This is a genomic window from Halalkalibacter akibai JCM 9157 (assembly GCF_000513135.1).
Classification (GTDB): domain Bacteria; phylum Bacillota; class Bacilli; order Bacillales; family Bacillaceae_D; genus Halalkalibacter; species Halalkalibacter akibai.
Window position 1 is genome coordinate 17750 of record NZ_BAUV01000019.1, and the last position, 13705, is coordinate 31454.

The window sequence follows — 13705 nt, forward strand, 5'->3', positions numbered from 1 at the left end:
GCCTTTTTTTGTTATTATATAAGTTGTTATTTTTTAGGTATTAAAGATAATTGTTTGCATTTATCAATCTTGTAATCTACAACTTAATAAACTATATATAGAGAGCAGAATGATGGAAATATCATAAGTAGAAGTGTACTGTTACATAAAAGACTTTTTTTAGAAAGGGATGCGTCCTAATGGAACCAAATCAGTTATTAATAGTTTTTAAACAAACGAACATGCAATTAAGCGGACATGGAAATCGAAATGTTGGTGTTCTGAAAGAAGCGTTTGCCAATATAAGTGATTTTGATGAAAGTGATATATATGGACAAGGCAAGTGGATTGATGACTTTCAAGCGAAAATGGCTAAGTATTTGGGGAAGGAAGCAGCTGTATTTTTCCCAAGTGGGACAATGGCACAGCAGATTGCTCTTCGAATATGGTGTGATGAGAAAGAAATAAAAAAGGTAGCCTATCATCCATTATCGCATTTAGAAATTCATGAGGAAGACGGTTTAAAGGAACTTCATCAAATTAAAACTATCTTATTAGCAGAGCGGGATAGGGTCATTAGTTTGGAAGATGTTATGAATATGAAAGAAGATGTTGCTAGTTTACTACTCGAATTACCGCAAAGAGAGATTGGAGGACAGTTGCCAGATTATGAAACATTAAAATCAATTGCAGCCTTCTGTAAGGAGAAAGGGATTAAACTTCATTTAGACGGAGCTAGACTGTTTGAAATTCTTCCTTACTATAATAAAACAGCAGTCGAAATTTCCAATTTGTTTGATAGTGTTTATGTTTCGCTTTATAAAGGAATCGGTGGGGTTGCAGGTGCAATTCTAGCAGGAGATAAAGAGTTTATTAAAAAATCAAAAATTTGGAAAAGAAGACATGGTGGGGACTTAATAAGTTTGTATCCGTATATCGTTAGCTCTGATTATTATTTTACGAGGCGAGAAGGAAAGATGAAAGAGTACTATCAACAGGCAAAAGAACTTGCATGGTTGTTTAACCAATGTACTCAGATTTCAACAAAACCAGAAGAACCAGTTTCTAATATGTTTCACGTTCATATTGCAGCTGAAAAGTCGAAGGTTGAAGAGATCTTAGTTGATATTATGAAGGAGACAGGAATTGGGATCACATCTAACTTAAAAGAAATAGATGAACGACATTGTTATTTTGAGCTTAGTATCGGGGATCAATACGGTAAAATAGAAAAAGCAAAAAGAGAAAGCGTAGTTCATCTTTTGAATAAAAAGATGAATGAGTGCACATGAATTTCTTATTTATTTAGTTTAATTTAATAGTTTCTAGTATAATGATGTTGTTAACTATAATTTGAAAGGTAAAGGAGGTGTTAGTGTAGTGACAGAATCCTATCAGTTTAACCAGTTTTATGATAGTTTAAAAGAGGCATCTGACCATGTTCTCGCGGTCGTTAGTAAACAAATTAACGTCAATACATTTTGTGTGGCAAGCAATGATAGAACAACGAGTTTAATATTTAGTGCCTTTCATCGTAATGAGCATTTATTTGATCCGAATACACAATTGAACTTTCTAGATGCTTACTGAAGCATTATTATTGCAGCAGGACGGGATCCTGTTGTCATAAATGATACTTCGGCTCATACCGTTGCCTCAAAGTTAGAAGTAACAAATTTACTTAATATTAAAAGCTTCTTAGGTGTGCCCATTATTTTAAAAACAGGTGAAATATACGGAACTCTTTGTGCTATTGATACATCCTTGTATACTTTTCAAGAAAAGGATATTTTATTGCTCCAGTCGATGGCTTCTTTTCTTGCTTATTTTATTGAGTTAGAGAACGCTGAGAACCTCTATCGTCAAATTGTCGAGAAGTCACCTGATGGCATTATGGTTGAGAAAGAAGGAAAGCTCATTTACGCCAACCCGGCAACGGCAGAACTCTACGGAAAGTCACTAGAAGATAACTTAATTGGAGAACTGATTTCAGATATTTTATTGCCAGGTGAAGAGTCTAATATCTCGGAAAATCAGAAATTAGCTTGTGAACACCCTCCTATCCACGTATCTGAAAAGAAACTAATGAAAGCAGATGGCACATCTCTTAGTATCGAAACAATTGAAAACTCACTTTCTTACAAGGGAGAAGCAGCAACTCAGATAATGGTTCGCGATATTACATATCGAAAACAAATAGAAGATCTAATAAATAACTCTGAGAAACTATCGGTAGCAGGACAACTAGCGGCTGGTGTTGCGCATGAGATTAGAAATCCTCTTACTGGTATAAAAGGCTTTATTCAGCTCCTCAAAGCAACGACGAGTGAAAATGCTCAATACTACGACATTATTATGTCAGAAGTTGAGCGTATCAACGAGATTGTAAATGAGTTTCTATATTTAGCTAAACCAGAAATCCCACATGTAAAGAAACAAGATTTACTCGTTCTTATAAATGAAGTTGTCATGCTTTTAAATACACAAGCTATTTTAAAAAACGTTCAAATCCACATTGATTGTAATGAAATACCCTTGATTTATTGTGAAAGCAATCAAATTAAACAAGTTTTAATTAATATTGTAAAAAATGCTATCGAGATTATGCCAGATGGTGGCAACGTATGGATAACTGTTCGGCAAGAAGAAACACTTGTCAAAACAATTATTCGTGATGAAGGCAAGGGAATTCCTAAAGAGCGGTTAGTGCGACTAGGAGAACCGTTTTATACAACAAAAGAAAAAGGAACAGGTCTAGGTTTGATGGTATCTAGAAAAATTATCGAAGAACATCGAGGGACGCTGTCATTCGCTAGCACTGTCAATATAGGGACAGAGGTAACCATGATCTTACCAATTAATTAAACAAAATATGCTTTACATTAGGCATCTATCTTCAAAAGGATAGATGCTTTTTTAGTGGAGCTATTGGATGATATAATAATAACATCTAAAACGAACGAAACTGAGGAGTAAAGCGATGAATGAACATCAATATGATGACATGCTACAAATAAATACTGAAAGGGAAGAAGAGGGGCATCCAAATTCCCTCCATTACCATCGCTATGAGCCAACACCATATCGGGCACTGGAACTCTTCTTTAAACAATATGAAGTTAACAGCAGTGACCGTATTGTCGATTTTGGTTGTGGGAAAGGCAGGTTAATGTTTTACATCTCTTATTTTCATCAAGCTACTGTACTTGGTATTGAGATGAATGAATCACTTTATAATAAAGCCCTTTGGAATAAGCAAAATTATTTTCTGAAACATAGAGGAGAAGAAGAGACTATTCAATTTCGCTGTTGTTTAGCACAAAAATATAAAGTGCATCGGTTAGATAATCGTTTCTATTTTTTTAATCCTTTTTCAAGCAAAGTATTTATGCAGGTTATAAATAATATTCTTCGTTCAGTTGAGAAGTTTAAGCGGGAGATTAAGATTGTTTTGTACTATCCATCAGAAGATTATATTTTCTATTTAGAGAAATACACGGCATTTGAATTGGTTAAAGAAATATCGTTAACAGAGGTTTTTCCGACAAATGCAAATGAGAGATTTCTAGTTTATCGGTTATAACAAGATCGGAGACGTATATTCAAAGGATATATGTCTCTCTTTTAATTGACAATGGTTATCAATATCAATTATAATGGATAATAGGAATATAAAGGAAAAAATGAGTGGGAGAGATGCCATATGTTAATTCAAACAAGAACAATTGTTGTGGAAAAAGGCCATAGCAACAAGGTTGTTGATCGTTTTACAGGGGAAAGTCCAATGGATTCAATGGCTGGACTTATTGATAAAACAGTCATGATTAATAGAAAAAAACAAGAACATGAAGAAGTAATGGTAATGATCCGCTGGCGCTCAGTTGAAGACTGGAAAAATTGGGAGAAGAGTGATGTCCATATTCAGGGGCATAGGCAGAATCGAGGGAAAACTCCACCGGAATATGTCATAAGTACAACCGTTAATATGTATGAAGTAGAGGCTGTTAAAGAAGGAATTAACTAAAACCGGAAGTGATACCAAATAAAAATGGTATCGCTTTTTTTGGGGGAATTTTTCTGTTTTAGGCTTGTCTTTTTTGAAACTAACATTCTCTCCCCTCCGTTATATGTACGGATTCAATAACAAAGCAATCAAAAACAAATAAGAGGGTGGATATCAAATGTTTACAAAGAAGAATGCAATCAAAATGATGGCTTTAACAGTAGGGGTAACAGCAATGTTAGGATTGGCTCAAGGTGCAAGTGCAGCAACCTATGAAGTGAAAAAAGGTGATACTTTATACCGAATTGCAGCAAGCAATAAAATGACAGTGAATGAACTCAAACAAATGAACAACCTAAAAGGAAACATTATTTTACCAGGTCAGAAAATTCAAGTGAACGATGCGGCTACTATTTCTTACCAAGTGAAAAAGGGCGATACCCTTTATAGCATTGCGACAAAGCATAACATGAAGGTAGCTGACCTTAAAAAGTTTAATCAATTAAAGTCAGATCGGATTTACACAGGTCAAAAATTAATTGTAAAAGGATCTCCAGTCGTTGATCAATCAAAGCAAACGATGGCTAAAGAAATTAAATTAACTGTTCAAAAAGGCTATCAGTTTGTGAAAGAAGAGCCAGGGAAATATCAGTTATTCTCAGAAAGAGACAAAGGCTTTTTCGTTCGAGTTGAATTAATCGACAGCAAAGCCAAAACGGCAGATTTAAAGAAAAATGCTCAAGATTACTTGAAAACAACAGGAACAGTACAGGAAGTAAAAGATCTAAATAATGTTCATCCTTTTTATAAAGGGTCTGAATTCTACCTTCTTAGCTCAAACTCTAAAGTAAAGCAAAGCGTTGTTGTAAAGAAAGTAAACGGTCAACTAGTTAAATTTACTCTTCATTTACTTGATAAAGAAGAAGCTGAAGATATCACTCCAACGTTACTAAAACAGCTACAAACAATTAAATTTTAATAAAAGAAGCGAACAGTGCATTTGATGCTGTTCGCTTCTTTTAATTTTTGGGGGAGGATAAATGGGCTTGTTCACTTGCAACTACTGTATTTCTCGTTTCGTTACATAAATGACAACAAGAATTATTCACTAAAGAGAGGTGCGATTTGACATGTTTAATTCAAAAAAGAAAATGACACTAGCTGCTTTGACATTAGGAGTAACAACGATGTTAGGATTTGCCTATACAACTGATGCGTCCACATACGAAGTGAAAACTGGTGACACGTTGTATAAAATAGCTCAAGAAAATCAGCTTACAATGGATCAATTAAAGCAACTAAATCATTTGAGAAGTACACTTATTTTTCCGGGGCAGACTATTCAGCTTACTAATAGAGAGGCACCAACTTATGAAGTCAAAAAAGGAGATACTTTGTACAGTATTGCGCGTACTCATCAAATGACTGTTACTAATCTAATGCAACTAAACGCGTTAAAATCAACTATTATATATCCAGGTCAAAAGCTGAACGTAAATGCACTATATTCGTCAACTTATCAAGTGAAAAAAGGCGATACTCTTTACAGCATATCAAAAAATTTTCAGATGTCGGTTGCTGAATTAAAGGAGCTAAACGGTCTTACAAATAACACTATTTTTTTAGGACAATCACTAAAGGTACAAATATTGGTAACACATTACGAGGTGGAAAAAGGAGATACCCTTTACAGCATCTCGAAAAAGTTCAATATGGAAGTAGCCCAAGTTAAGGAATTAAATCAATTAACTTCTGAAACGATTTATCCTAGTCAAAAATTAATAGTTCACTTCACCGAAAAACCAGAATCTAATGAAATTAAGATAGTTACCGAAAAAGGCTACCGGTTTGTAAAAGAGGAGCCAGGCAAATACCAATTGTTTTCTGAAAGAGATGGCCATTTTTATGTTCGAATAGAACCTCTAGGACATCATAAAAATTAATAGAATTAAAAAAACAAGCTGAAGTATATTTAAAATCATTGGGGAATGTTAAAGAAGTAAAAGAAGTAAAAAATCTACACGATTTTTATCAAGGAGCAAAAGTGTATTTCACTAGTTCCAACTCAACTGTACGGCAAAGTATTGTAATTAAAGAAATAAATGGTCAGTTAGTAAGGTTTACTATTCACTTACCTGATAAAGAGGAAGCTGAAGAGATAACCCCTGCTCTCTTAAAGCAACTACAGACGCTTAATTTTTAAATGTGAGAGTGGAGGGCTTTGTTCTTGGCGAGAATTTAGTTAGAATGATTCTTATTAGACGATAAAATTGAGAATTAGTAGATAAAACAGTAAAATAGTAGATATATTTCAAAATTAGTAGATATATTAAAAAATCAGTAGATAAAATAAAAAATTAGCAGATATACGAGGGCTGAGCAGTTAAACACAAGAGCTGCTCAAGAAAAAGGAGCTTAACAATCGTGCAATCAAGGAAATCATTTACAGAGTTCGTTAAAGAGACTAAGCAGAGCCTGAAAGAATTTGACCCTAACAATGATCAGCATATAAAGGATATTGTGAGAAAAGCAATCCAATATTACGACTTGCAATCAACTGAAAAAGTAGAAGATCCTGAAAAAAGTGTTGAAACGCTTTATGTGGCTTCAATGATCGAGGAAAATATTCTTTCAAAAATCACGGAGCTTGCAAGCGAAAATAGTGAGTTAGACAGTATTGAGGCTCTATACAATGGATTCATTATTAGGAAACATTAATTAGAATGAACGCCCCCATCTTTTGGGAGGCGTTCTTTTTTCATTGGAAAAATACCGTAAATGTCAAAACTAGCATAGTAAGGATTCCTGGATTTTTCATTTTGGATCGTGTCATAATGAATACCCCCTTGAACTGTTTGAACTATTTGATAATTTAACTATAGCAGGTTTTGATTATTTCAAAGTGTTTTGGTGAGATAATTTGACACAAAAGATGCATTTAGAATATAGGTTATATTTTTAGGGGAAGTACATGTTGTTAAAGGACTAACTCACTTTGTTCACGAATAGTGATTGTAATAAATCTTTTGGAAGCAGGAGGATGAAACATGTCTAGAACCGTAAAAGTGGGAATTATTGGATGTGGCGGGATAGCAAATGGCAAGCATATGCCAAGTTTATCAAAGCTTGAACATGTTGAACTAGTGGCTTTTTCAGATGTTTTAATAGAAAGAGCAGAGAAAGCAGCTGAAGAATATGGGACTGCAGAAGCTAAAGTTTACGCTGATTATAAGGTGCTACTCATGGATGAATCTATTGAGGTCATCCATGTCCTTACGCCAAATGATAGTCATGCTGAAATTTCTGTTGCTGCACTTAATGCCGGCAAACATGTAATGTGTGAAAAGCCGATGGCCAAAACAACTGAGGAAGCGCGAAAAATGATGGCCGCAGCCAATCGTTCAGGAAAAAAATTAACGATTGGCTATAATAATCGTTTTCGTTCAGATAGTCAGTATTTACAACAAGTTTGTGAGCGTGGAGATCTTGGGGAAGTGTATTTTGCGAAAGCGCACGCGATCCGCAGACGTGCAGTTCCGACATGGGGAGTTTTCCTCGATGGAGAAAAGCAAGGAGGGGGACCACTTATTGATATCGGGACTCATGCTTTAGATTTAACGCTATGGATGATGAACAACTACAAGCCGAAATCTGTCATGGGATCCGTACACTATAAGCTGAGTAAAAAGAAAAACGCGGCTAATGCGTGGGGACCATGGGATCCGGAAAAGTTTACAGTCGAAGATTCAGCCTTTGGTTTTATAACGATGGAAAACGGGGCTACAATCATGCTTGAAGCTAGTTGGGCACTCAATTCATTAGACGTTGATGAAGCGAAATGTTCGTTAAGTGGAACAGAAGGCGGTGCTGATATGAAAGACGGCCTGCGCATTCATGGAGAAAATTTCGGGAAATTGTATACGACCAATGTGGAGTTAGATGCGGGTGGAGTGGCCTTTTATGACGGGAAAAAGGAGTCTGATGCAGACTTAGAAGCGAGAATGTGGATAGATAATATTATTCATGATACGACACCAGTGGTTAAACCTGAGCAAGCTTATGTTGTGACTCAGATTTTAGAAGCCATTTATGAGTCGGCCAAAACAGGAAAAGCTGTATATTTTTAATCTAATAAAAACTCTCACTCTAACACAAGATCACTGAAAAACCCCTTGAAAGTTTACTCAAGGAAGCTACAATGGTTCCACACGTTGCTTAAAGGCCACTGAGAAAAGGTGAAGTACACACCTTTTTCAGTGGCCTTCTCTAACACGGGGGAGTTTTGGGCTGAGGAATCCAAAAGTATTCGGTAAAAAGAAGGGAAATCCTCATCACTATCGTAACTAATAAAGAACTAGCCGAAAATCAAAATGAGGTGACCATTTGAAAGTAGCTGTAATAGCCGATGACTTAACTGGTGCAAACGATACAGGAGTGCAATTTGCTAGAAGTAGTTTAAAAACAGCTGTATTGTTAGAAAGTAGAGAGCAGGTTTTGAATCAATTAGATTGTGTTGTAGTTGACACGGATAGTCGTTCCGTTTCAAGTCAAGAAGCTTACAGGAAGGTGAAGGAATTCGCAGAATTTCTAAAAGAAAAAAGCGTGTATGACCTTATCTATAAGAAAATAGATTCAACGTTAAGAGGTCATATAGGGGCAGAATTAGATGCCATTTATGATGTGTGGCAACCAGATTTTATAGTAATTACCCCAGCTTATCCAAAAAATAATCGAAAGGTTATAGATGGTCATTTGTTTGTTTCGGACAAACTGTTACATGAAACTGAAATATCCTCAGATCCTAGAACACCTGTTATGCATTCATACTTACCAGATCTATTGAAACAGACTTCAAGAAATGAAGTAACTTTAATTACTAATAAAGAACTTGCAAAAGGTTTTAGTTTCGTTGAAGAAAAACTACAACAATCCTATAAAAGAAACATTCCTTATATTGCATTTGATTCTGCTGATGAAAAGGATCTTGAGGATATTGTCTCCTATGTTCTAAAATCCAAGTTTAATGTGATTTGGTCGGGTTCTGCTGGACTTGCAAACTACTTAACTCCTAATGTTACTTTGGTTCAAACTATGGTTTTGAATGCTGAAAAAGCTGTGTTAATGGTTGTAGGAACAGTTAATCACCATTCACGAAAACAGCTAGAAAAAGTGTTGAAGCTAGTAAATGTGAGAGGAATTAAACTGAAGTCTGGATTAATTGCTAGTGACACACAAAGGGTTAGAGAGGAAGTAGATCGTATTTTGGAAGAAATGAAGTGTGCCTTCGACAATAATGAAAGTGTTGTTCTTTATACGGAAGGTACGAAAAAGGACATAGAGCTTGCCATTAAGACGGGAAGTAAGAGGGGTCTTTCAGCTGATATGGTCAGTCAACAAATTTCAAAGATGTTAGGTGAAGTAGCGGCCGAAGCTATAGAGAGATTTCAGATTAAACGACTTTTTCTAACAGGTGGTGATACGGCGAGAGCCGTTTGTATTTCATTGGGAATACTACAGGTTCAACTACTAGAGGAGGTTGAGCCAGGGATGCCAATTTGCAATTTAGTATTTAAGGGCAGTGAAATCAAGGCGATAACAAAAGCTGGGGCGTTTGGCTCTGTAGATACTATGGTTCATTCATTACAGATCTTGAGGGGAGAGAAGGTATGAAGCCGATTATTGCGATAACGATGGGAGATGCCAGTGGTGTTGGTCCTGAAATTATCATAAAAGCTCTACAATCTAAAAAAGTATACGAGATGGCTCGTCCGTTAGTAATTGGCGATGTGAAAATTTTAAAAAGGGAAGTTAGACATCTGGGGATAGAACTTAATTTACGTGTAATTGAAGATCCGGATGACGGGATGTATCAGCAAGGTACAGTTGATGTCATCGATTTAGATTTAGTGCCAGAGGATCTTCCTTATGGGCAAGTTTCAGCTAAGGCGGGGCATGCTGCATATTGTTTTATAGAAAAAGCAGTGAAACTCGCTTTGGACGAGCGAATCAATGGGATCTGTACAGCGCCCTTAAATAAAGAAGCTCTCCATAAAGGAGGACATCTCTATCCTGGGCATACCGAGATATTAGCTGATTTAACGCAAACGGAAGATTACTCCATGATGTTAACAGCAACAAATTTGAAGGTCATTCATTTAACGACTCATGTTGGCATTATTGAAGCAATTAACCGGATTAATCCTGAGAGGACATATAAAGTGGTTAAACTAGCACATGAAACGTTAGTGCGAGCAGGCTACGCAAAACCTAAAATTGCCGTTTGTGGCATTAATCCTCATGCTGGTGAAAATGGTCTTTTTGGTAACGGGGAGGAAGAGGAAAAACTAGTACCGGGTATTAAGCAAGCGCAAGCTGAAGGAATTGAAGTGACAGGACCTTATCCAGCAGACACACTTTTTTACCGCGGGAGAAAAGGGGAATTTGATATGGTTGTGGCCTGTTATCATGATCAAGGTCATGGACCGATAAAAGTGCTTGGCTTAGAAACGGGTGTAAATATCACAGTGGGGCTGAAAAAAGGAGTAATTCGTACATCAGTTGACCACGGTACTGCGTTTGATATTGCTGGGAAAAAAAGAGCTGATGAACGTTCACTTCTTGAAGCGATTTATATGGCGGTTGATCTTGCTCCTAAATTTCAATAATTGTTGTAAGCGATTGCTATTATGGTTCTGAAAAATTAAAATAGAAACAGGAGGAGATATCATGCAAAATTTTACTTTTCAAAATGGAACGAAAATAATTTTCGGTAAGGATACAGAACAAGTTGTAGGACAAGAAACAATTGCTTATGGGCATAAAGTTCTTTTGCATTACGGTGGAGGTAGCATCAAGGATAGTGGTTTGTATGATCGAGTGGTCGAATCGCTTCAGCAACAGAACGTTGAAATATTTGAATTAGGTGGCGTAAGCCAAATCCAAGAGTGAGCCTTGTTCGAGAAGGGGTTATGCTTTGTAAGGAGAATAACATTGACTTAATTCTTGCTGTCGGAGGAGGAAGTGTGATTGATTCCGCGAAAGCGATAGCGATTGGTGCCTTCTATGAAGGGGATGTATGGGATTTCTTTACAGGTAAAGCATCAATAGAAAATTGCTTGCCACTTGGAGTGGTGTTAACAATTCCAGCTGCTGGAAGTGAAAGTAGTGGTGGAAGTGTCATCACGAACGAAGAGGGATTATACAAGCGTGCAGTGGGCCATGAGATGATGAGACCTAAATTTGCTATCTTGAATCCTGTTCTTACATATACATTGCCAACTTATCAAACTGCTTGTGGAATTACAGATATGATGGCGCATATTTTAGAAAGATATTTTACAAATGAAAAAAATGTAGATCTTACGGATCGTCTTTGTGAATCAACATTAAAAGCGATCATCAATAATGCACATACGGTTATTGAAGACCCAACTAATTATGATGCAAGAGCTGAAATCATGTGGGCTGGTACGCTTGCTCATAATGATTTACTTGGTACTGGTAGAATTGGAGATTGGGGAAGTCATGATATTGAGCATGAGATAAGTGGAATTTATGACATTGCTCATGGTGCTGGTCTTGCGATCATTTTCCCTGCGTGGATGAAATATGTGTATAAACATGATGTAAACCGTTTTGCTCAGTTTGCAAACCGAGTTTGGGATGTCGAGATTGATTTAAATAATTTAGAAAAAACGGCTTTAGCAGGTATAAAGAAAACCGAGCAATTTTTTAGCTCAATTGGCATGCCTATTACTCTTGAAGAAGTAAATATTAATGACGAACACTTTGAAGAAATGGCTCAAAAAGGCACAGAAAGAGGACCGTTAGGCAATTTTATAAAATTAGATCAAGAAGATGTGTACAAGATTTATCAATTAGCAAAGTAAGAGTTAAAAACCTCGTAAATACGAGGTTTTATCCTTACTTGAGGACAATAAGGAGTTAACTATGGCCTATTTACAAGGGCAAAAGTATGCGTTAGCGACTATGCATAAAAAGGAGCAGGTTATTGCCCCAATTTTAAACTGTGAATTTGGATTAGAAGTTGTGGTTCCTGAAAATTTCAATTCAGATCTATTTGGAACTTTTACAAAGGAAGTTGAAAGAACTGGTGATCAGCTTGAAGCAGCAAGAAAAAAAGCAGAGCAAGCGATGAAACAAACAGGCTTAAAGCTGGCGGTCTCAAGTGAGGGCTCATTTGGTCCACATCCGTCTTTCCCTTATCTTGCTTACAATCGTGAGCTGGTGTTGTTTATAGATCAAGATGAAGATCTTGAAATCACCGGTTATGTGGCAAACAGCGAGACTAATTTTGCACGGAAAGAGGTCACAAGTTTTGATGAAGCTTTTGACTTTGGTTTGTCAGTCGGTTTTCCTGAACATGGTCTTATTGTTAGTGCCGGTGATAAGTTGGAGGTTTATAAAGGAATTACAACTGAGAAGCAGTTGAGAGAAGCGGTGAAATTGTCAAAAAAAGTATGGGTTGAAACAGACATGAGGGCGATGTTCAACCCAACTAGAATGAAAAATATTGAACTTGCAACTCTTGATTTAGTTAAGAAATTAAATTCTTTATGCCCTAAATGTGATGCGAGAGGGTTTGAGGTTGTTGAAAGTAAGAAAGGGCTACCTTGTTGTTCATGTCGACTTCCTACGGGATTAATACTCTCTCATTTATATGAGTGCAAAAAATGTCAGCATAAAGAGGAATTGTTTTATCCAAATGGACAGAAACAGGCAGATCCGGCATTTTGTCAAATGTGTAATCCTTAGTAGAAAGGAAATTAAGTGTGAAATTTCAGGAACCATTTATTCGTTCGGTACGGCTCTACTTTAGGGAAGAGGGGGACGCTTGGTTAAAGCGGCTACCAAACATCATAGAGTATTGTGAGCAGAAATGGTCGCTTAAGATGAAGGAGCCTTTCTCTCTGTCAATTAATTATGTCGCACCTGCTATTTTGGATGAAAAGCAGGAAGTCGTTGTGAAGATCTGTATAGCAGAGGAAGATTTTACAAATGAATTAAGAGCCTTAAAGCTTCTTGGAAAAAAAGGTGTTGTTCAAGTGCTTGATTCTGATGAACAGCACCGAGTTATTCTTTTACAAAAATTATCACCAGGTACCCTGCTAGTAGAATTAGCTGATGATGAAAAAGCGTGCGTAATTGCTGCTGATGTTTTTAGGAAGATAATTGTACCAGTGTGTGGGCACCTACCAAAACTTCCAACGATGAAAGAAAGAGAAGAAAGTCTGCGGAAGCTTATATACGATTACCCGAAAGGATTCGGACCTTTTTCAATGAAAGTGCTTAAGGACGCATTACGTATTTTCACTTATATGAATGAAACAACAAGTGAAATCTTTATTCTACATGGTGACTTTCATCCTTTTAACATTTTGGCATCGGGAGAAGATGAGTGGACTGCAATTGACCCTAAAGGGTTAATTGGGGAAATGGAATCTGATCTTATTCAATATATGATGAATAAGTTACCTGAGCAGGGTGTTTATGATGTCATGGAAAAGCGAGTGGAAATTTTTACGAAAGAGCTTTCTCTTAATATGGAACGTTTACTTTTATGGGGATATTGTTATTCTGTTTTATCTACTGCTTGGACGGTAGATGTTGATGGGAGCTATGATACGAGCTTTTACCGAACAATAGATATATTTAAGAGGCTTTATGAACAACATGTAGGACCGCTGTTAATTAAATGAATTA

Annotated in this window: 15 protein-coding genes and 1 pseudogene; all 16 read left to right on the top strand. The window is 36.5% G+C overall.

Annotation, left to right across the window (positions count from 1 at the left end):
- Window positions 1-179: 179 nt before the first annotated feature.
- The 16 genes and pseudogenes from JCM9157_RS11760 to JCM9157_RS11830 all read left to right on the top strand — a co-directional run bounded on the left by JCM9157_RS11760 (window position 180) and on the right by JCM9157_RS11830 (window position 13701).
- Complete coding sequence (locus JCM9157_RS11760) at window positions 180-1271, top strand: threonine aldolase family protein (RefSeq protein ID WP_035664956.1); 1092 nt, start codon at window positions 180-182, stop codon at window positions 1269-1271.
- 88 nt (window positions 1272-1359) lie between these two features.
- On the top strand, window positions 1360-1569 hold the full coding sequence (locus tag JCM9157_RS11765; RefSeq protein ID WP_035664957.1) for a hypothetical protein: 210 nt from the start codon (window positions 1360-1362) through the stop codon (window positions 1567-1569).
- Between the two features lie 9 nt (window positions 1570-1578).
- Window positions 1579-2844: an ATP-binding protein gene (locus tag JCM9157_RS11770; RefSeq protein WP_268870945.1), complete on the top strand. Its 1266-nt coding sequence runs from the start codon at window positions 1579-1581 to the stop codon at window positions 2842-2844.
- A 115-nt stretch (window positions 2845-2959) separates the two neighbouring features.
- A complete protein-coding gene (locus JCM9157_RS11775; protein WP_035664959.1) occupies window positions 2960-3562 on the top strand; it encodes a methyltransferase in 603 nt (200 codons plus the stop codon).
- 120 nt (window positions 3563-3682) lie between these two features.
- The gene (locus tag JCM9157_RS11780; protein WP_035664960.1) at window positions 3683-4003 is read left to right on the top strand and encodes an antibiotic biosynthesis monooxygenase; all 321 of its coding nucleotides are present in this window, start codon (window positions 3683-3685) and stop codon (window positions 4001-4003) included.
- Between the two features lie 157 nt (window positions 4004-4160).
- The gene (locus JCM9157_RS23415; RefSeq protein ID WP_052013108.1) at window positions 4161-4961 is read left to right on the top strand and encodes a LysM peptidoglycan-binding domain-containing protein; all 801 of its coding nucleotides are present in this window, start codon (window positions 4161-4163) and stop codon (window positions 4959-4961) included.
- Window positions 4962-5112: 151 nt separating this feature from the next.
- The gene (locus JCM9157_RS11790; RefSeq protein WP_035664962.1) at window positions 5113-5925 is read left to right on the top strand and encodes a LysM peptidoglycan-binding domain-containing protein; all 813 of its coding nucleotides are present in this window, start codon (window positions 5113-5115) and stop codon (window positions 5923-5925) included.
- 38 nt (window positions 5926-5963) lie between these two features.
- Window positions 5964-6185 carry a DUF8580 domain-containing lipoprotein gene (locus JCM9157_RS11795; RefSeq protein WP_035664964.1) on the top strand — a complete coding sequence of 74 codons (222 nt, stop codon included), beginning with the start codon at window positions 5964-5966 and terminating at the stop codon, window positions 6183-6185.
- A 221-nt stretch (window positions 6186-6406) separates the two neighbouring features.
- Complete coding sequence (locus JCM9157_RS11800) at window positions 6407-6700, top strand: DUF6407 family protein (RefSeq protein ID WP_035664967.1); 294 nt, start codon at window positions 6407-6409, stop codon at window positions 6698-6700.
- Between the two features lie 329 nt (window positions 6701-7029).
- Complete coding sequence (locus JCM9157_RS11805; protein ID WP_035664969.1) at window positions 7030-8109, top strand: Gfo/Idh/MocA family protein; 1080 nt, start codon at window positions 7030-7032, stop codon at window positions 8107-8109.
- 256 nt (window positions 8110-8365) lie between these two features.
- Window positions 8366-9652, top strand: a complete 1287-nt coding sequence (locus JCM9157_RS11810; RefSeq protein WP_035664971.1) for a four-carbon acid sugar kinase family protein — start codon at window positions 8366-8368, stop codon at window positions 9650-9652.
- Window positions 9649-10647 carry a 4-hydroxythreonine-4-phosphate dehydrogenase PdxA gene (gene pdxA, locus JCM9157_RS11815; RefSeq protein ID WP_035664972.1) on the top strand — a complete coding sequence of 333 codons (999 nt, stop codon included), beginning with the start codon at window positions 9649-9651 and terminating at the stop codon, window positions 10645-10647. The genes JCM9157_RS11810 and pdxA overlap by 4 nt, the downstream gene beginning before the upstream one ends.
- A gap of 61 nt (window positions 10648-10708) precedes the next feature.
- Window positions 10709-11178: pseudogene (locus JCM9157_RS26220) on the top strand (iron-containing alcohol dehydrogenase); the annotation flags it as partial.
- Between the two features lie 114 nt (window positions 11179-11292).
- Window positions 11293-11871, top strand: a complete 579-nt coding sequence (locus tag JCM9157_RS26225) for a hypothetical protein (protein WP_439644345.1) — start codon at window positions 11293-11295, stop codon at window positions 11869-11871.
- Window positions 11872-11932: 61 nt separating this feature from the next.
- The gene (locus JCM9157_RS11825) at window positions 11933-12757 is read left to right on the top strand and encodes a DUF6671 family protein (RefSeq protein WP_035664973.1); all 825 of its coding nucleotides are present in this window, start codon (window positions 11933-11935) and stop codon (window positions 12755-12757) included.
- A gap of 17 nt (window positions 12758-12774) precedes the next feature.
- Entirely contained in the window at window positions 12775-13701 is a 927-nt protein-coding gene (locus tag JCM9157_RS11830; protein ID WP_052013109.1) for an aminoglycoside phosphotransferase family protein, read from the top strand.
- Window positions 13702-13705: the final 4 nt, after the last annotated feature.